Source organism: Neobacillus sp. BP17, assembly GCF_059579525.1.
Genome location: NZ_CM184198.1, coordinates 447278 through 466333, shown reverse-complemented (window position 1 = coordinate 466333; position 19056 = coordinate 447278). Strand labels below are relative to the sequence as shown.

17 protein-coding genes and 1 pseudogene are annotated in these 19056 nt (G+C 39.5%); 2 read left to right on the top strand and 16 right to left on the bottom strand.

What is annotated here, in order from left to right:
* Positions 1 to 15: 15 nt before the first annotated feature.
* The 9 genes from AC4QJR_RS02310 to AC4QJR_RS02270 all read right to left on the bottom strand — a co-directional run bounded on the left by AC4QJR_RS02310 (position 16) and on the right by AC4QJR_RS02270 (position 9616).
* Entirely contained in the window at positions 16 to 840 is an 825-nt protein-coding gene (locus AC4QJR_RS02310) for a carbohydrate ABC transporter permease (RefSeq protein WP_251461352.1), read from the bottom strand.
* Entirely contained in the window at positions 833 to 1696 is an 864-nt protein-coding gene (locus AC4QJR_RS02305) for a carbohydrate ABC transporter permease (protein WP_285851361.1), read from the bottom strand. The genes AC4QJR_RS02310 and AC4QJR_RS02305 overlap by 8 nt, the downstream gene beginning before the upstream one ends.
* 224 nt (positions 1697 to 1920) lie before the next feature.
* The gene (locus tag AC4QJR_RS02300) at positions 1921 to 3207 is read right to left on the bottom strand and encodes an ABC transporter substrate-binding protein (RefSeq protein ID WP_496525135.1); all 1287 of its coding nucleotides are present in this window, start codon (positions 3205 to 3207) and stop codon (positions 1921 to 1923) included.
* A 176-nt stretch (positions 3208 to 3383) separates the two neighbouring features.
* Complete coding sequence (locus tag AC4QJR_RS02295) at positions 3384 to 5147, bottom strand: sensor histidine kinase (RefSeq protein WP_496525134.1); 1764 nt, start codon at positions 5145 to 5147, stop codon at positions 3384 to 3386.
* Positions 5148 to 5160: 13 nt separating this feature from the next.
* Positions 5161 to 6720: a response regulator transcription factor gene (locus AC4QJR_RS02290; RefSeq protein WP_496525133.1), complete on the bottom strand. Its 1560-nt coding sequence runs from the start codon at positions 6718 to 6720 to the stop codon at positions 5161 to 5163.
* A 164-nt stretch (positions 6721 to 6884) separates the two neighbouring features.
* Complete coding sequence (locus AC4QJR_RS02285; RefSeq protein ID WP_496525132.1) at positions 6885 to 7604, bottom strand: hypothetical protein; 720 nt, start codon at positions 7602 to 7604, stop codon at positions 6885 to 6887.
* Positions 7605 to 7606: 2 nt separating this feature from the next.
* Positions 7607 to 8359 (bottom strand): hypothetical protein, encoded by a 753-nt coding sequence (locus AC4QJR_RS02280; protein WP_496525131.1) that lies wholly within the window; start codon positions 8357 to 8359, stop codon positions 7607 to 7609.
* Complete coding sequence (locus AC4QJR_RS02275; RefSeq protein ID WP_496525130.1) at positions 8337 to 9239, bottom strand: ATP-binding cassette domain-containing protein; 903 nt, start codon at positions 9237 to 9239, stop codon at positions 8337 to 8339. Before AC4QJR_RS02275 ends, AC4QJR_RS02280 begins: the two co-directional genes overlap by 23 nt.
* On the bottom strand, positions 9236 to 9616 hold the full coding sequence (locus tag AC4QJR_RS02270; RefSeq protein WP_375376322.1) for a GntR family transcriptional regulator: 381 nt from the start codon (positions 9614 to 9616) through the stop codon (positions 9236 to 9238). The genes AC4QJR_RS02275 and AC4QJR_RS02270 overlap by 4 nt, the downstream gene beginning before the upstream one ends.
* A 263-nt stretch (positions 9617 to 9879) precedes the next feature.
* Between AC4QJR_RS02270 and AC4QJR_RS02265 the strand changes: the two genes are divergently transcribed.
* A complete protein-coding gene (locus AC4QJR_RS02265) occupies positions 9880 to 11082 on the top strand; it encodes an MFS transporter (protein WP_496525129.1) in 1203 nt (400 codons plus the stop codon).
* 150 nt (positions 11083 to 11232) lie between these two features.
* Here the strand turns inward: AC4QJR_RS02265 and AC4QJR_RS02260 are convergent.
* The 4 genes and pseudogenes from AC4QJR_RS02260 to AC4QJR_RS02245 all read right to left on the bottom strand — a co-directional run bounded on the left by AC4QJR_RS02260 (position 11233) and on the right by AC4QJR_RS02245 (position 15066).
* Positions 11233 to 12229, bottom strand: a pseudogene (locus tag AC4QJR_RS02260) (NAD(P)/FAD-dependent oxidoreductase).
* A gap of 18 nt (positions 12230 to 12247) precedes the next feature.
* Positions 12248 to 13072, bottom strand: a complete 825-nt coding sequence (locus tag AC4QJR_RS02255; protein ID WP_098571006.1) for an ABC transporter ATP-binding protein — start codon at positions 13070 to 13072, stop codon at positions 12248 to 12250.
* 18 nt (positions 13073 to 13090) lie between these two features.
* Positions 13091 to 14110 carry a FecCD family ABC transporter permease gene (locus AC4QJR_RS02250; RefSeq protein WP_496525128.1) on the bottom strand — a complete coding sequence of 340 codons (1020 nt, stop codon included), beginning with the start codon at positions 14108 to 14110 and terminating at the stop codon, positions 13091 to 13093.
* Positions 14110 to 15066 (bottom strand): FecCD family ABC transporter permease, encoded by a 957-nt coding sequence (locus tag AC4QJR_RS02245; protein ID WP_496526594.1) that lies wholly within the window; start codon positions 15064 to 15066, stop codon positions 14110 to 14112. The genes AC4QJR_RS02250 and AC4QJR_RS02245 overlap by 1 nt, the downstream gene beginning before the upstream one ends.
* 375 nt (positions 15067 to 15441) lie before the next feature.
* Between AC4QJR_RS02245 and AC4QJR_RS02240 the strand changes: the two genes are divergently transcribed.
* Positions 15442 to 16389, top strand: coding sequence for an iron-hydroxamate ABC transporter substrate-binding protein (locus AC4QJR_RS02240; protein WP_496525127.1), 948 nt, complete (start codon positions 15442 to 15444; stop codon positions 16387 to 16389).
* 216 nt (positions 16390 to 16605) lie between these two features.
* On the opposite strand, the gene AC4QJR_RS02235 is transcribed toward AC4QJR_RS02240, so the two are convergent.
* The 3 genes from AC4QJR_RS02235 to AC4QJR_RS02225 form a co-directional block, all read right to left on the bottom strand.
* The gene (locus AC4QJR_RS02235) at positions 16606 to 17202 is read right to left on the bottom strand and encodes a biotin transporter BioY (protein WP_496525126.1); all 597 of its coding nucleotides are present in this window, start codon (positions 17200 to 17202) and stop codon (positions 16606 to 16608) included.
* A 185-nt stretch (positions 17203 to 17387) separates the two neighbouring features.
* A complete protein-coding gene (locus tag AC4QJR_RS02230) occupies positions 17388 to 17918 on the bottom strand; it encodes a GDYXXLXY domain-containing protein (protein ID WP_496525125.1) in 531 nt (176 codons plus the stop codon).
* Complete coding sequence (locus AC4QJR_RS02225) at positions 17911 to 18987, bottom strand: DUF2157 domain-containing protein (RefSeq protein WP_496525124.1); 1077 nt, start codon at positions 18985 to 18987, stop codon at positions 17911 to 17913. The genes AC4QJR_RS02230 and AC4QJR_RS02225 overlap by 8 nt, the downstream gene beginning before the upstream one ends.
* Positions 18988 to 19056: the final 69 nt, after the last annotated feature.

The window sequence follows — 19056 nt, the reverse complement described above, 5'->3', positions numbered from 1 at the left end:
TTTTCCAAGTACCTACTATTTAACAGATCCCATCATACCGGCAACGAAATGCTTTTGCATGATAAAGAAGATTAGTGCTGCTGGTAAGGTTGCTATTACAATTGCTGTCATAATCATTCCAAAGTCAGGTGAGTAGCTTGAACCTAAGTTTGAAATTAATAGTGGGATCGTCTGGTTTTCAGGTGACTGCAATACAACCAGCGGCCATAAATAACTGTTCCAGCTTGCCATAAAGGTTATGATCGCCGCAGCAGCGTAAGTGGTTTTCATGGTAGGAACATAAATCTTAAAGAAACATCCTAATTCCGAGAGGCCATCAATTCTTCCAGCTTCAAGAATTTCTTTTGGAAACATTTTCGTGCTTTGTCTAAAGAAAAAGATCAGGTAGGCGGTTGTAACGGTCGGCAAAATGACAGCTGCGATTGTATCAATCCCAATGATCGAGAAGGATTGTGAGATGGAAGCAAACATTCTAAAGAGCGGTACCATCAAAGCCGCAAAAGGAATCATCATTGAAACTAGTAATATATTAAACACAAAATCCTTTGATTTACTTTTATAAATTTCAAATCCATATCCCGCCAAAGATGCAATCAGCATCGCAAGGATGGTTGTTAATACCGAGATTTTAGTTGAATTGATTAATGCAGGCACAAGATCAACAGTGTCCAGAAGATTGCGAAGGTTCTCCATAAAGTGACTGCCGGGAAGCATCCTTCCTTGCGTTACATCAACAGACTTGTTTGTCGAGCTTACAATCATCCATAAAAATGGAAACACAGAGACAATCGCTGCGATGGCTAGAACGGTATAACTGAATGTATTTTTTAGCTTACTCATTTTTATCACCTGCCGCTTTAAACTGAATGATCGAGAAGATAACAATCATAATTACGATTGCATAAGAGACGGTGGCTGCATACCCAAAGTCCGGAGTATATTTAAACGATAAGTTATAGATATACTGAGAAATAGTCATTGTTGCATTACCCGGACCACCCTTAGTAATATTCATGACCTCGTCAAATAACTGCAGTGTACCAATCGTTGAAGTGATTGATGTAAATAGAATAATCGGCTTCAACATTGGAATGGTTATTTTGAAAAACTGTTGAACTGGCGAAGCGCCATCGATTCTAGCTGCTTCATAGATGGACTCATCAACGTTTTGAAGAGCAGATAAATAGAAAATCATGTTGTAACCGGTCCAACGCCAAGTAATCGCCACAATAATCGCGATTTTCGCCCAAAAAGGATCGGTAAGCCATTGGATAGGTTCTGAAATGATTGCAACTTTCATTAACATCATATTAATAATTCCATCTTGTCCAAACAAATATTTAAAGATGACCGAATAGGCAACAAGTGAGGTTACACATGGTAAGAAGATGGCTGTACGAAAAAAGCCCTTAAACTTTAACGCTTTATTATTTAGTAGAACCGAAAGAAATAAAGCTAGTAAAATCATAACCGGTACTTGAATGATTAGATAAATGACTGTATTTTTTACCGTGGTTAGGAATGTTGGGTCTTTAAATAACCGCGTATAATTATCGATACCTGTAAAGGTTAGATTTGCACCAACACCTGTTTGAAAGGATAAAATAAGAGCCTGAATCATTGGGTAGAAGTAAAATAAAAGAATCATTACGGCAGCGATAATAACAAATGACCAGCCAATGATATTATTTTTCAGCCGAGTTTTGCGGCCGCCGGAATTTGATTTTAGAAGGGCTTGAGTGTGGTTTTCTTTCGCTGTTATCAATTCTAGTCAACTCCTTACATTGTGAGTTCAAGAAAAGAAAACGCCTCAGAAAGTCGCCTGATGGATCAGTTAGCTCCAATACATGAAAGGCAGAGCCGGCGAAATTCTAAGGCATAATCTCTTTAAAAGTAGATTGTTACTTTCTAGCTTGTGTGTTATTTAATTTGTTCTTCTGCTTGCTTTTGAGCATCCTCTAATACTTTATCTAGATCTTTACCTTTAAGGTAATCTTGCATTCCAACAGCTAAAATGTCTTCAATGGCATATGTGTGCATACCATAGTTAACTTGAGGAATTTTCTCTGTCCAAGCAGCAAAGTCAGAAACTACTTTTTGTCCTCCGAAGAAATCATCCGCAGCTTTATAAGCTTCGCCTTCAGCAGCTGGCTTGTAAGTACCAATAGCGCCCATTTCTTTATTTAATGTCTGATAAAAATCAGCATTAGATCCAAATGTTTTTCCTAAGAAGCCCGCAGCCTTTTCTTTACCATCGATGTTTAACACGTACCAAGAGCTTCCGCCTAAGTTAGAAGCATTCACGGAAGTTGCAATTCCAGATTGCTTTGGCATCGGAAGAACTGCCCATTTGCCGGCTTGTGATGCTTCAGCCTTGATGGATGGAGTAATCCAGTTACCAGTTGGAACAGTTGCCACGTCACCGCTGTTAAATCCTGCAACAAATTGACCCCAATCAGAAACCGGTTTTACTAAATCTGCGTCTAAGATCGCTTTATATGTTTGGAATGCTTCCTTTAAAGCTGCGTTTCCTGCTAAGTCAGGTGTAACGCCGTCGTTCTTTAAGTACCAAGAACCGCTTGTTTGAATCATCATACGAATAAGACCAAGGTCTTTTGGATCCTGTGTAAGCATTGCTTTCCCAGTTGATTCTTTAACCTTCTTACCTACTTCAATGTATTTATTCCAGTCCATGTTTTGTAAATCTGCGACTTTGTATCCCGCTTTTTCCAAATAGTCAGTTCTTACATATAGTCCCGTTACACCTGTATCAAATGGAAGGCCATAATTTTTGCCATCCAAGCTGGTAGGGGCAATTTTATACTGTGCGAAATCATCCGCTTTAAAAGAACCCGTTAACTCATGGAACATATCTGGATACGCTTTAAGGAAGCTTTGCGCCCGATAATCTTCAATTAATACAATATTCGGTAATCCCTTTGTAGTCCCAGAACTTAAGCTGGTATTCAACTTTTGAATAATGTCATCTTGCGCATGTTCAATTACTTTAATGTTTACATCTGGATTCTCAGACTTATAAGCTTCTTTTGCTATATTCATTGCTTTAATGTTGAAATTTGGATCCCATGCCCAAACCGTTACTTCATTTGTATCTTTGCCTTTGTCGGAAGTCTCTTTATTTGATCCCGAAGAACAAGCAGTTAGCATCAGTATACTAACTAAAAAGAGTGCTAGTACTTTTTTCATTGATATTCCCCCAACATCCTATTTTATGTAAGCGTTATCTCACTTACAAATATAATGTTATCACCTAAAAGGACTAAATCGTTAGGACGATATTTTTATTGGATGGTAATATTTTTGTAACATGAACACGCTTCCATTTAATTTATTTGGATTATTTTTAGATTTTATGACTATTTTTACTTTATGGAAATCGGAAGCTCCAGTCGTACCTTTGTCCCTTCACCTAATTCGCTGGATATCGTGACCCCATACTGTTCCCCGTAAATAAGTTGGATCCGCTCATGAACATTCCGGACGCCAATTCCGGAAAACATTTGTTGTTTGCGCTTCGTATTAGGGAGTTTATTTTCAGAAGAAACCTCCATACCATCTCCATTATCAACAACTTCACAGATTAATACTTTTCCCTCCTGCCAGACAAGAACATTGATGTACCCGCCAGGCTTATGATTGAAGCCGTGGAAGAATGAATTTTCCATAAAAGGCTGCAAAATCAGCTTGGGTACATGATACTCTATACAATCTGGCGCGATAAAATAGTTCACTTTAATCCGATTACCGTACCGTTTTTGATTAATTAGGACATAATTTTTTAAATTATCAACTTCTTGTCCAATCGTATTTGTCTCACTGACATTGCCAATTGTATTTTGAAGCAAAGAGATCAATGCATTAATGGTCGCTTCGGTTTCTTCTTTACTACCCTGCTGCACCATAAATTTTATGGAAGTCAGCGTATTGTACAAAAAATGTGGATTGATTTGCTGTTGCAGTGCTGCTAATTCCGCATTACGCTTCTGCTTTTGAGATTCTACCAGCTGGTCGACATACTGATGAAGCTCATCCAGCATGGAATTAAAGGCATTGCCAATTTTCATGGTTTCATAGGTGCCGCTTGCAGAGACATATTGATGGAAATTATGTTTTGAGGCATCTTCAATCTGCTTCACCAGACTCGATAATGAATTGGTCAATCTCCTTGTGGCGAGCAGGACAATGATTAATGCCACAAAGACAATTCCCATCGAAATGAGCACAATAGCTTTTTTATCAATTAGGTCTCCGACTGCTTTTTTCTTGTCAATGATATTAAACAAGTACATATCAAAAGAAGGAAGGTACTCCATTGAGATAATTTGATCCTTTCCCATAAAGGAATCAATAATATAACGATCGGAGCTCTTTTCAATTTTAGTTGCATAGCTCAGAAATCCCTTTGGTGCTTGTCCAATGAGCTTTGACAGATTGCTCGACACAATGACACCCTGCTTGTCTACAACAAACACATTATTGCCGGGACCTGTATAGCTTGTGTAGAACCTTCTAAATTCACGTTCATCAAACGCAAAAAACATTGAACCATAAACCGTACCGTTGATTCGCTCCATTAGCACCTTTGATGCGACAATGAACTGGCGATTCGTTCCATCATTCCGCATGTCCAATTGGTAGATCAGCTTCTTCGGCTGCTTAAACGTATTACTAGTAAGGACACTAGTCCTTAACTCTTCATCCGTAATGGGCCAGTACGTACGATCCGTTGCAAAGCTGAACCCGTTTCGGCCCATAACAAAAATGCTTTCCTCATAAGCATCTAAATTGGTTTCGATCCGCTTTAACTGTTGACCTGTATTAAAATAGGCATTTAACTTCTCTTTATTGCTGAATTCCTCCGACATCAGAACTTTTTTAATTGTAGTGCTTTGAAGGAGATTGTTCGATGCAAGAACGACTGAATAATTAAAGGATTCGAAGCTCTCCTTTACCTGATTCATTACTTTTGAGTTCGTCACGCTAAACTTTTTAATAAAAAATTGCTCCGACATCCGAATTGTTGTCCATGTAATCGTGATCGAAACTGTGATAATCATCAAAACAGTAATGAAAAACATAACGATAAATAAACCGTTATGTTTAAAACGTTCGGGAATCAATCTCATAATTCACCATCTCTTATCTTAGTTTTTGCTGTCTTTTGTATTGGCTTGGAGACAATCCCTTGATTTTCTTAAAAACTTTACAGAAATAGCTATGATCCGAGTAACCTACCATTCCACTAATTTCGGAGATCGATTCGGTTCCCTCCATAAGCAGCTTCGTCGCTTCCTCAATCCGGATTCGATTTAGATATTCGATGAATCCTTCCCTGCTATGTGTTGAAAAATAGTTAGAAAGGTATGATGGATTAAAATGAAAATGCTTTGCCACGCCTGTTAAGGTAAGCGGCTCGGCATAGTGTTCTCCAATATACTCCATTAATTTTTTCATATTGATATCTTCCGGCTCGCTTTGCACCGAAAAAATGCATTTTTTCGCTTCTTCAATAAAATGATTCATTAATTCAACTGTAGCCGTTGCTGAAGGCGCTTCATCAATAGATCGAAAATAGGAATACTTCGCATTTTCCAGATCTGATACATCATATTTCATATTACTTAGGAGAATGGTAATGTTGAAAATAATGTTGCCAAAGAAAGCTTTATATTCAAGGACGTCCATCGTATAACAAGAAGACATGACTTGGATATGTTCTTGTAAATACTGAAAGGCTGAGTCAAAATGTTTTCGCTTTAACTCCTCGGTAAACCAATCCAAATTAAATTTTTCAGGTTTAGAAGGCAGGTTAGGGAGATCCTGCACCATTAACAATGGTTGATTGAAAAAATAAAAGCGATAATCTAACAATTTTATAAGACTTTCCTTGTACATGTTCCCTACTAATGAAAGGTCGGTAAACGCCTCCGTCAAAACAAGACTAATTCCCGGAATGTTTTGATCAAGTTGGCGTGCCATTTTAATGACCTCGGGAAAATTCTCTATATTCATATTCATTAAGTATCCAATGATGTTTTCTTCCAAACTTAAGGGCTCGAGAACAGCTTGGCTTTTGTTATGCTGAAATGCCTCTTCGATTTCCCTCTTGATACTAGTTTTGAATTCTGTACTTTTTTTAGATTGATGGTGGTTTCTTAAATCTACTCCGATTAAACAAAAGTGGCTAAACGGAAAAGCCTGAGATACTAAATCTGGATTATAATTTACTTCATAACCTGAAATAAGTTTATCGATAATCTGCCCAATCGGGAGATTTCCTGTTAATCTTTGGTCCATTTTTTGAAAGGCAGGAATTCGATTAGCGGCCGTTTTCAGTGCCTTTAAAAGGCCTTCTGCGTTAAGCTTCGGCTTTAATATATAATCAACAACACCGCTTTGAAAGGTGGAACGGACATAATCGAATTCGCCAAAACTGCTTAAAATAATGATTTCTTTATGAGGATATCTTTCCTTCACAATTCTGGTTAATTCCTCCCCATCCATGATGGGCATCACGATATCTGTAATGATAATATGCGGATCGGTAGCTTCGATTAATTCAAGGGCCTCTTGACCGTTCGAAGCCTCGCCAACAATCATAAAACCCTCTTGTTCCCAATTGATATAGTGCTTAATCCCTTGTCTGATTAACATTTCATCGTCTACAATAAGTGTTCGGCATAGTTCCCCGACTGTCAACGGAATCCCCCCAGAAGATGACCTGTACAATTCGATTTCAATATTTTAATTATACTATAAACAAACTCAATCCCTTTTCATAAAAATTGAACCAATTAGTTGCACTTTAATTAAACGTTTGATTAGTTTACAACAAAAAAAGATAGCCTAAACGGCTACCCAATTTACTCTACAAACTGAATATTCACTTCAGATTGGCTATTCAATTCCAGATCTTTCGGAATTCGCAAATAGAGAATGCTTTGACCCTCATAAAAACTAGATTGATGTTGAAATAACGAAGGCTCACCCGTAAATTGGGTAACCGGAAAGATCTGATTAAAGATGGAGAAATTAAGTTTAGCTTTCTTTGAATTGTGTAAAGTTAATATATCCCCTGCTAATGTCAGACGGATTGGGTTTATCACCTTACTGATATCCATGTCATTTACACTTGATCTCGTTCTATAGTACACAGCTTCAATCTTATCATCATTCGTTTTCTTTCTTTCTACAAAAATCTGTGTCGCGAAAAACTCTTCGGTTCCAACTGATAGATTAAGTTTTGGCTCACGATACTCGAAATCCCATTTTTTCTCTATGGAGTTTCTATCGATGGTATTAATTTTTCCTGCAGCAGCTGCATCGAATAAAGTCGTCCCTTCTTTTTCTATAGCGTCGATAGGTGCTTTTTTTAAATCAGCCATATCTTTTCCGTTGATAAACGGAACCACAATTGTACAAATGAGTAATAGTGATATATATCCTCCAAAAATCCTTCGGGCCCAAGAGCTGGAAACAGACTTCCCCTTGTTATTGACTGTCCTCCTTATACCTTTGGCTGTGAAGATGGAGATAATAACGAGAATAAATAAAATGGGTAATAGACTCCCTATGTTCATCATGGTTATTGTTTAACCTCCAATCGGGTTGACAATACAAGGGCACTGGCAAAGACCAGCGTGCAACTAATAATGATTTTGGTCATAAATAATAGGATAGAAGATTCTGTAAAGATAAATCCGAAGAAGTTGCTCACGATCCTTGTATTCCCGCTAACCCCGCCAAGAAACAGGGCACCGAAAAATAACGCCGGCACTAGGACAACGAATACTTTATGAATCTGGACAAGCGTTCCGATCAAATATCCGAGCGCACAAAATAGGAAAATATAAAGGCTTGTTGTGCAGATGCCTAATATAAATTCATTAAGTGAACCCGCTGGACTTGTACTAGCAACCATAAGTTGACGATCAAAGATATACATTATCACCTTCAGTAAATTGGGTGACAGCATGGCTGTCAGCCCGCCAATGATGCTTGCTGTCAGCAAAAACAGTATATTAGAAAGGTTATGGCTTAGTCGGTTAGTGACAAAGGTGAAGTCATCATTCCGATACGCTTTTGTCGTAATGATGATCGCTATGATAAACCCCCATAGCATTGTGAAGAAAGCCACCAAATCAGCCGAATAATAATGAACCTCCACCTCAAGTGTTTCACTGCTTGCTCCCGACATGCCCACGCCGTTTAGTGAAAAAAGGATTGCCAGCAGTTGGAGAAAAACAAGGTTCCAAAATACCTGAACATAGGCTTTCAGTTTATAGGAATATTGTTTTTTCACAATAGAAGTTAGACTAACCGTGGTTAAAGACATCATCAATTCCCCCTTCGGTTTTACTAGTTAGATAGACACACAAGTCACTAGCAGAAACTGGTGAAAGCTCAATCCCAGCGATACGAGCCCTCTGTACTTCTTGCCCAGAAAACTGATTCCTCACGACAACATACGATTGGTCAAGACCGATGGACTTTGTGTGAATGATTTCTTTATCTACTGTCCATTCATTGATGATAGCTGTCTTTCCTTGCATTCCAATCGACCACTCCTTAAAGTCTTCTGACGGGAGATGAAGATGCTCTTTTCCTTCTTTAATTAAAAGGATATCTTCAAGTAAATCCTCAACTTCATTTAAATGATGGCTTGAAATAATAATAGAGCGTGGATAGGAGATATAGTCTTTGAGCATAGCACGGTAAAAATCATGTCTGACTCCTGCATCCATCCCTGTGGTCGGTTCATCAAAAAGTGTTAATGGGCACCGGGCAGACAATCCTAAGATGCTATTGAAGGTACTTTTCATTCCCTTTGAGAGGTCTTGATAATAGTGTGATGGGTTAAAAGAGAAATAGTCAAAAAGACGATTAGCTAACTCTGAATTCCAATTTTCATAAAAGTTTGCCGCGACAACTAGGATTTCCTTAAGATTTAATGCTGCAGGCAGATTCATTTGGTCATGAGTAAAGATAATGTTGGCCGAAACCATTAGATTATTAAATGGCTTTTCGGAGAACACCTTTATCTCGCCAGATGTCTCCTTTAGATGGCCTGCAATGATTTTTAGAAGTGTTGTTTTCCCTGATCCATTTCTTCCAATCAGACCGGTAATTTTATTTTCTTCGATACTAAATGACAGGTTATTTAATGCTTTATTTCTTCCGTACTTTTTGGTCAATCCATTGCATGTAATAACACTCATTTCTCTTCCCCCCTTAAGTCTGCCGCTTTAATCATTTCAATTAATTCTCCTTTACTTACGCTTAATCGTTCCGCTTCAAGAACAATTTCCTGAACTAACTTTTTTAACGTTTCATTCTTCCGTTTGGTCAGGATCATTTCTTTGGCAGCGCTGGTTACAAACATGCCCAAACCGCGTTTTTTATAAAGGATATTTTCATCTGCTAATATGTTGAGCCCTTTTGCAGCGGTCGCTGGATTAATATTAAAAATTTCTGCCAGTTGGTATTGAGAGTATATCTTTTGATCACTTTCAAAATTACCATTCAGAATCTCACGCTCAAGCCACTCCGATATCTGTAGATAAATCGGCTTCGTCCCATCCAAATTAAGATTCAAGCTATCACCCCTCTCCCAACATAGTGCATTAGTGTTGTAATGTAGTATATAATAATTGGAAATAAAAAACAATGGGCTAATTACCAATATTTTCATTTAGTGTAATCATTTAGTGTAATCATTTGGTGTCATCATTTGGTGTCAGGCACCATAAAAAGACATTTGTCAATGAGTGGTGCCTGACACCCTTTTCTGTTACTATTTTTGATAGTATTATATTTTCAGATTGTACGATTTGAGTAGAGGATTGAGGGAAACTGTGTATGTTACGGAATAAGAATGTTTGGATTTTGTTAACAGGGGAATTTATTGCTGGTCTTGGTTTGTGGCTCGGTGTGATTGGTAATTTGGAATTTATGCAAGAGAAGCTCCCATCAGACTTCTTAAAATCGCTTCTTCTTGCTGCAGGCTTGCTTGCCGGTGTTGCGTTTGGCCCCTATGCAGGCAGACTTACCGACCAAGTAAGTAAGAAAACGGTTATGCTTCTGGCTGGATTTGTAAGGGCTGTCAGTGTTGTCTTCATGTTAATTGCGATTGCAACAGGTTCGATCTGGTGGATGGTTGTGTTTCTCGTCTTGCTGCAAATTTCTGCAGCATTTTATTTTCCAGCACTACAAGCAGCCCTGCCGCTTATCGTGTCCGAAAAGGATTTGCTTCAACTAAACGGTATCCATATGAATGTTTCAACACTTTCCCGTATTATCGGCACAGCGGTAGCTGGAATTTTGTTGGTTATTCTGCCTTTATCGATGCTTTATGTTGGTTCTCTGGTAGGGTATATTGGTTTATTTATCCTAACTTGGTTCTTAAATATTGATGAATCAAAGGAACTTCTGATAGCAAAGAAAAGCAGCACTGAAAAAACAAGCTTTAAAGATGTTTTTCCAATTATTAAAGGTCTGCCAATTGTCTTGATGACGCTTATCATGACTCTAGTCCCCGTCCTCTTTCTTGGTGGATTTAACCTTGTGGTTATTAACATTAGTGAACTCCAAGACAGTTCAGCCATAAAAGGCTGGATTTACACAACAGAGGGAATCTCTTTTATGCTTGGCGCTTTTCTCATTAAGTTGATAAGCTTCCGGACATCCCCCTACATCATCTTATTTGCCTGTTCGTTTTTGATTGGGGGTTCCCAGCTGCTTCTCTATTTAGCTGATGTACCGGTATTATCTGTCGTGGCTTTTGCCTTTTTTGGATTTTCTGTCGGCTGTTTTTTCCCGACAGCTGCGACCATTTTTCAAACAAAGATACCAAAAGAGTTCCATGGCCGCTTTTTTTCATTTAGAAACATGCTAGACCGTGTTACCTTTCAGATTGTCCTGCTCATTAGCGGCTTTCTCCTAGACCTAATCGGCCTACAGCTTATGTGCGTACTGTTTGGCGGCATATCTATAATCATGACCACACTCTTTTATACCAGGCATAAATACCTTCAATCCCGCCCAGTCAAACAAAACACATAACAACAAACAGGCAACATCCGACATATTGGATGTTGCCTGCTTTATAGCTAAACATCCTCCCTGAGAGGACAAATGTCCACGCGTGGTGCCTGACACCACTAATGTAACACCACTAATGACTCCACTAATGACTCCACTTATATCAGCCGTTTAAAAATGGGTGGTGGAATAGATGGGCTTTAGTTCTTTTTCGGGTTCTATGTATGCTTTCGCGCTATTGACGGCGGTGGGGCCTTCAGAGAATCCGCCCGCTATCAGGTGTAGTTTGTTTTGGTAGTTTGCGACGTCTCCAGCTGCAAAAATACCCTCGATATTGGTTTGCATCCTACTGTCCACCTTGATGTTTCCGTATTCGAATTCTAATCCCCATCCCTTGATAGGGCCTAGGTCAATACAGAAACCATGATTGACGAGAACTTCGTCCACGTCAATGATCTGAGTGTTGTTTGTTTCAATATCCTTTACGGTAACACTCTCAATTCGACCGTCCTCCCCATGTAACGCATCCAAAACATGCGGTGTCAAGATGGTCGCAGTTGATTTCCGCAAGTTACTGATGTTTCTCTCAAGTCCAGAAAACTCATGCCTTCGATGCACCACGGTAATATGACGTGCAATCGGGAGCAGCTCGTTCGCCCAATCAACAGCCGAATTACCACCACCAGAAATAAGCACATGTTTGTCTTTGTAGTCATTGAGCTTTTCGACTGCATAACGCAGGTTACGTCCTTCATATTGATCAGCATGTTCTACGTCAAGTTTGGCACTTTTTAATGTACCGAATCCAGTCGCTAAGATAATAGACCTGGTATGGTGTTTCTCACCATTGTGACCCTGTTAAGAGGAACGTCCCATCTGCTAACCTTTCTAACCCGACTACTTGTTGATTTAAAACAATTGTCGGATCAAAGGTTTGCGCCTGTTCTACTAGCTGTTTAATTAAGTTTTCTCCTGAAACAGCCGGTATCCCGCCAATATCGCGGATCACCTTTTCTGGATAGAAGTAGGAAACCTTTCCCCCTAAGTATGGGAGAAACTCAATTATTTTTGTTTCCATCTCTCTCATTCCACAATAAAAAGCGGTAAATAAGCCAACTGGGCCACCACCGATAATGGTAACATCGTATAATTTCATTTCATCCCCCATCCCATCTATCCCATTTCACTAGAAATTCATGATTTTTCGATTGTCTAACTCCGGCGCTTTTTCAATTAAATCATAGCAAAGACAGACTGGTTTCTTCGTCCGTGGATCTTTAACAATTTCAGCATCGATTTGAAAGACCATTTTTAATACATCAGGTGTCATGACTTCGTCTGCGGTTCCCTCTTTGATAATTGTTCCCTTACTTAATGCAACCATATGATGGGAAAACCGTGACGCATGGTTCAAATCGTGAATGACCATTACAATTGTCCGGCTTTGTTCCTTATTTAATTTTTCTAGCAGCTGTAAAATCTCTAGCTGGTGCGCCATATCAAGGTAAGTGGTTGGCTCATCAAGCAGCAAGAGATCCGTTTCTTGGGCAATGGCCATGGCGATCCAAGCGCGCTGCCGCTGGCCGCCGGAAAGAGCATCAACTGGATGGTCAGCAAATTGACCAAGTCCGGTAACCTCTAGCGCCCATTCAATCACCTGTCTGTCGTTATCTGTTAGTCTGCCAAATCCACTTTGATGTGGGGAACGTCCAAATGAAATCAATTCATAGACTGTTAATCCATTAGGTGCCTCAGGGCTTTGCGGAAGAACAGCCATTTTCCTAGCGATTTCTTTTGTTGGGACCTTGTGAATCATCTTTCCATCTAAATAGACGATTCCAGATTTGGCTGCATGGACACGTGCTAATGTTTTTAATATGGTAGATTTCCCACAGCCATTGGCGCCAATAATCGTGGTAATCTCCCCTTTTTTTATGTGTAAATTCAAGTTTTCAACGATTATCTTGTCTCCATAACCAATCTGAAGATTCTCGGTAGAAAGTGAAACCACAATCCGTTCCCCCTTTTTTTATTTGGCTTTCATAAGTAAGAAAATAAAATATGGTGCACTAAATATTGCCACTACAATTCCAACCGGTATTTGGGTTGGGGCAAGCAGGTTTTTGCCTATGGTGTCTGCCAATAAAAGCACAAACGACCCTAAAACGGCAGTAAGCGGCAAAAATAACTGGTGCTTTGGCCCAATTAATCGTTTCGCAATATGCGGAGCAACTAAGCCTAGAAAAGCAATTCCTCCCCCAGCCGCGACACTAAATCCTGCTAGCGCCACTGCTGCTAGAAGCAAGATTCTTCTTTCTTTTTCTACATGAATGCCTAAGCCCGTCGCGACCTGGTCACCTAAATTCATAATATTTAGGATGTGTGCTTTATATAAAGAAAAAGGAATAAGCAGCAAAATTAACGGAGCGAGAATGGCGACAAATTTCCAATTCGTTCCCCAAATATCACCAGAAAGCCAGACAGCTGCCTGCATGAAGTCTTGTGGATTCATTTTGAGCTGAAAAATTACAATGGCAGCACCAAATCCTGAATTCACACCAATTCCGACTAAAATTAACCGAACGGGATCAATTCCCTTTTTCCATGCCAATACGTAAATTAGAAAAGCCGCAAGTACGGCTCCTGCTAAGGCGAACAATGGCATTAAGAAAATGCCGAGTGTGCTCACACTGTTCATAGAGCCTTGAAAAAAGTAGATAAATAAGATGACCATGAATCCGGCTCCTGTATTTATCCCTAATATTCCAGGATCCGCCAGTTCATTTTTGGTCACACCTTGTAAAATAGCGCCAGAGACTGCTAGTCCTGCACCAATTAATAGAGCCAAAACCATTCTAGGTAACCTAAAATCAATTAAAACGAGTTGGTCACGGGCCGTTCCCTGCCCCATTAATGTCTTGAAAACATCGATGGGTGCAATCCGTACGACTCCAAGGTTTAAACTTATGATAAAAGTGATAATAGTTAAGATAAATAAAAGACTAATTAGGACGATAAATTTTTTCTGTTTTGCTTTCGATTGGTGCATTACAGCCCTCTCCTTTCCCCACGAGCCAGGTATAAGAAGAAAGGAACACCGATGATCGCCGTTACGGCTCCTACTGGAGTCTCAAACGGGGCATTCACCATTCTTGCTGCAATATCCGCAAGAACAAGTAACAATCCTCCAAGTACAGCGGAAATCGGAATAATCCAACGGTAATCTGAACCAATAATGAATCGGGTAATGTGTGGAATCACCAGTCCGATAAAACCTATAGCACCGGCTATCGATACAGCAGCACCGGTTAGTATTAATACAACAATCACGCCAAGTGATTTTACTAAAAGTGTATCTTGTCCAAGCCCTTTAGAAACTTCTTCTCCTAGGCTTAGGATGGTGATTGATCTTGAGATATAAAGGGCGAGTAATAATCCAAATCCTCCTGTGATCAATAGAATCTTAACGGATTCCCAAGTAACCGTTGTTAATCCTCCTGCATACCAAAAGCTCATGTCCTTTGCCACTTGTGTATGGAGAGCAATGGCGCTTGAGAATGCACTTAGCATCGAACCCACTGCCACCCCGGCCAGGGCGAGTTTTACTGGGGTCAATCCTCCCTTTGAAAAAGCTCCAATCGTAAAAACGAGGATTACGCCAAGACCTGCCCCTACAAAGGATGAAAAGGTCAACCCCATCATTGTGGCAGTTGGAATAAAGGCAAGGGTGATGACCAATGCAAAAGCTGCCCCATCTGTCACACCCATGATGGAAGGAGAGGCGAGAGGATTACGTGTTAAACCTTGCATTACCGCACCCGAAACAGCAAGGAATGCCCCAACTAATACAGCACCGATCGCTCTTGGCATCCGAATTTCTTGAATAATTTGATGTGTGGTCATGTCAGGATTAAAATGGGAGACAGCCTCCCAAACAGTAGCCATTTTTATATCCGCTGCACCGTAAGCAATAGATAATCCCATTGAAATTAGGATTAGTATCATTCCGGCGATTAATACGAAGGTCCCTTTAATGGATGTTCTTAAACTTTTATGATGAAGAGCTAACGAATCGCCTTCGTGCTGCTTTGCTTTTCCAGTCAAAAACTAACACCTCTATCTGATAAAAAACGAAAAATTGGGTATATTATTAAATCGGTAATAAAAATAGCAAAAGAATTGATAATCATTATCATTAAGTATAGAGAGTAACCACTTATTTTTCAATACGTTTACAGTATAAAAGCAACTCCCAGATTTATCCTTCAAACATTTTTCACAAATTTACCTATATTAAAGAGGTTTGTTGATTGACACTTCAAATGAAAATGATTATCATTACCATTATAATAGGTATTCACGATCATAGGAGGTTTATTCATGCTTAAAAAGCGCTTTTATTTATCTTTTACGCTATTACTGATGTTAATTTTGGTAAGTGCTTGCAGTAATTCTGATAATACAAAAACAGAAAAGACTACAGAAAAGGGAAATGCAGAGGTGACATTAACGGATGCGAAGGGTGAAGTGACAATCCCTGCTAATCCAAAACGAATCATCGCTCCTTATTTAGAGGATTCACTCGTGGCATTAGGGGTAAGACCTGCTGCACAATGGTCAATAGGTGATACGGTCTTAGATTATTTACAGCCAGAGTTAAAGGAAGTGCCCAAAATCGGCTGGGATCTCCCTCTAGAACAAGTAATCAACTACAACCCAGATTTAATTATCTTCAGTTCTCCAACTGCCATTCAAAAAGGACAATATGAAGAGTATAAAAAAATCGCTCCAACCTACGTGTATAAAGACGAGGTAAATGCTGATTGGCGTAAACAACTCACGCAAATGGGTGAAATTCTAAGTAAACAGAAAGAAGCAAAGGAGGCTTTAGCCAATTACGATACGAAAGTAGCAGATGCGAAAACAAAAGTTCATGATGCTATTGGCGATGAATCAGCCGCTATCCTTTGGGTTATGGCCGATAAGTTTTATTTAATGGAAAACAATCGTTTCAGTGCCAATGTCCTTTATGGGGATTTAGGCATTAAACAACCTGCATTCGTTAAAAGTCTTGGCGGAGCTGCTATCCAGTGGGATCCAATTGCTCTGGAAAAATTACCAGAAATCAAAGCAGACCACATCTTCCTTCTCAGTAAAAAAGGCGAAGCTGGTTTAGATATTTTAGCAAAAAGTTCCATTTGGAACGGCCTTGATGCCGTAAAAAATGGACATGTATATGAAATGAATGACCCTAGCAACTGGACTATCAACGGTCTAAAAGCAAGTGAAAAAACGATTGATGAAGTAGTAAATGCCCTTAAAAAGTAATAGTCAAAATGCCAGAAAGGCGTCATCCAATGTTAGGATGACGCCTTTTACCTTCTATCAATCCTCCAATACATTGAGCTTCATCAATGACAACGGAACGAAAATCCAAATCCAAAGCAGCTGAAATTTAACCCTGAGTATTTCAGCGGGTGTCAGGCACCACAAAAATACAAACGTCCACACTTGGTGGACGTTTGTGAATTGGGCCAATGCATCTTAGGAAACATGCTTTAAATGTTTAAATTGCCCTTTGGATAATACTGATTTTTCGAGCCGGTGAGCCATGATTCCTGCTAAGACTGCTAAGATGATGTCCTTTGGCAGAGGCACTATCATCCATAACCAAGCCATTTTGTAAGTAAATCCTTCTGGTGCAGCTGCCCACAGCTTGTAGGCAAAATACATCCAATTGGTACCGAAGAGGTAGTTCACAGCCATTCCGATTAGGGACGCAATAATAAAGGCTGGCACAGTTTTCTTCTTTTCAACGATTTTACCAATAATAAACGCTGTGAAAATATACGATAAAATAAAGCCGAAGGTGGGACTGAAAAATGTGGAAGGTCCTGCACCAAATCTAGAAAAAACAGGAACGCCCACAAGTCCTACTAGCATATAAACAATCATAGCTATTGATCCTAAGCGGCTCCCCAAAATAGCACCTGCTAAAATAGCAAAGAAAGTTTGCAGTGTAATTGGAACTCCGCCCACCACCATAAAGGGGACCAAAGAGGTGATGTTAGCCCCTATTGCCATAAGCGCCACAAACATTCCCACTAGCGTTAAATCCAACGCTCTTAATTTACGATTCATACTCCCACCCCAATAAATTGTTATAACTTTAAAATAAAGGGTGACGCCCTATATTGTCAACTGTTTTTAATTTAGGGTTAACAATAAAAAGTGTCAGGCACCAAAGAGGCTCCCTATCCTCTCCACACGGACAAAATGTTAGATTTGTCCACGCATGGTGCCTGACACCCACTTCCAACACTTATTTACTTCGTTGTAATATCCTTCAGGATGGCGTAGCCATTGTTTACTTTTAGTTTCGCAAGTATTTCTCCTTTTGCTGAGGCTTTTTCCCATTCTGTGCCTGTGTTGTCCTCAAGGTAGTAGTTATCCAAACCGTATCGGATAATGGCAATTTCTTGGCCTTGGTTGTCTTTATCGATATAGCTGATCGTTCCATTGAGGAACTCTCCCTTATTCGGTTTAGTAAGGGTGACTTTAATAGGTGTGTGGACCCCATTCTTTTTCTTCATTAGAACGTATACCTCAAACTCTCCACCACGGTCCTGCAATCTTGTGAGCACTGGTTGTTCCACCAATTTTATCGGCACCTCTTCTGCTTCATACCTTAGAGTCACATAATCGCCTCTAAATACATCAGATGGATCCAACGGTTTCGTTTGAAGAATCATTTCTTCACCCGTTAACAGGGTATAAAGGGGCTTGACGCACATGCCTAAAAGAATGAGCACAGGCACGCAACAAGCTAATACTAACTGTTTTGCCCGCTTATTCATGCACATTCACCCCTTTTTTCCTTTGTTTTTCAAAATAAAATCCGAAACCTAGCAACAGGATTCCTCCAATGATAAAGACAAACGATTTTGGTAAAAACTCAAGGGATAAATCAAGGTAAAAACGGAAAATCATTACGCAAAGTATGATGATACTGAGCAGGCTTCCTCTATTGATTAAATACAATACATAAATCAGGTAGAGGATAGAAAAAGGAATATACAGCCAATCGAGCGGCCAGCTATCTTCAAAAGATAACAACAGTGCGGCCGCACCATGGACGAGGTATCCTAATACAACGTAAGTATCTTTAACTTTCCCTTTCGAAAGGACAAGTGCGACTCCAATGATCAAATAGATTAGACCGTACACGTAGGCAAAATCATCATAATTATCATACGGATTGATAAAGTAACTAATAATCGTGCCGATAAGTGCCAGCGACAGTAAGCCATTGACAAAACCAGTCAACTTTGAAAAACCTATTTTTTCATTAAGTATATATATTGCAGCAATCCACAGCAGTGCCCAATAAGGAATATTTATACCTTGAAGATATTGCCCATCAAGCATGTATTTGAGGACGAAAAGGGAAGATGCTAGAAGAATCCATTTATCCCGCAGTACCCATGACAATGGCAAGATCCCCAGCGACCACCATAAAAAGGCATTTTGAGAATTGGTTCCGAGATGAAACATTTGCTCGACAAGAAAAATTCCCGCACCAAATACCAGACAGCCTAAATAATAAAGGCTCCTTGACGTCTTTGGAAAGTTCTTCTCCATCTTATAACCTGCAAGATTACTGGCCGCAAACAAAACGATAATTAAAAGAAGTTTCACTGTTCTTCCTATTTCATCCCAATTGCTTGCGATAAAACTGAGCACTCCAGCTCCAATTAAAACCGTTCCGACATACAAAAGCGTTTTCGTAAATGAAAGTTTATGAACCTCGTAAATTTCTTCTATCTCATGGGCCTTGCTTGCTGGCAGAATCTCTGAATCTTCTAGGTACTTAAGCTCACGCTTTAAAAAATTCAACTCATTTTGTTTTATAATACGCTTCGTCAACCATCCCACCCCTTTTCTCGTCCATTAAAGATCCCACTCACATCCACTTCTAACTAGATGCTTTTCAGT

Bases quoted from the DNA above. Each gene is read 5' to 3' on its own strand.
- AC4QJR_RS02310 (WP_251461352.1), bottom strand. From the start codon at position 840: ATGAGTAAGCTAAAAAATACATTCAGTTATACCGTTCTAGCCATCGCA.
- AC4QJR_RS02285 (WP_496525132.1), bottom strand. From the start codon at position 7,604: ATGATGAACATAGGGAGTCTATTACCCATTTTATTTATTCTCGTTATT.
- AC4QJR_RS02295 (WP_496525134.1), bottom strand. From the start codon at position 5,147: ATGAGATTGATTCCCGAACGTTTTAAACATAACGGTTTATTTATCGTT.
- AC4QJR_RS02275 (WP_496525130.1), bottom strand. From the start codon at position 9,239: ATGAGTGTTATTACATGCAATGGATTGACCAAAAAGTACGGAAGAAAT.
- AC4QJR_RS02235 (WP_496525126.1), bottom strand. From the start codon at position 17,202: ATGAATCGTAAATTAAGAGCGTTGGATTTAACGCTAGTGGGAATGTTT.
- AC4QJR_RS02230 (WP_496525125.1), bottom strand. From the start codon at position 17,918: ATGAATAAGCGGGCAAAACAGTTAGTATTAGCTTGTTGCGTGCCTGTG.
- AC4QJR_RS02245 (WP_496526594.1), bottom strand. From the start codon at position 15,066: ATGATACTAATCCTAATTTCAATGGGATTATCTATTGCTTACGGTGCA.
- AC4QJR_RS02280 (WP_496525131.1), bottom strand. From the start codon at position 8,359: ATGATGTCTTTAACCACGGTTAGTCTAACTTCTATTGTGAAAAAACAA.
- AC4QJR_RS02265 (WP_496525129.1), top strand. From the start codon at position 9,880: ATGTTACGGAATAAGAATGTTTGGATTTTGTTAACAGGGGAATTTATT.
- AC4QJR_RS02250 (WP_496525128.1), bottom strand. From the start codon at position 14,110: ATGCACCAATCGAAAGCAAAACAGAAAAAATTTATCGTCCTAATTAGT.
- AC4QJR_RS02300 (WP_496525135.1), bottom strand. From the start codon at position 3,207: ATGAAAAAAGTACTAGCACTCTTTTTAGTTAGTATACTGATGCTAACT.
- AC4QJR_RS02240 (WP_496525127.1), top strand. From the start codon at position 15,442: ATGCTTAAAAAGCGCTTTTATTTATCTTTTACGCTATTACTGATGTTA.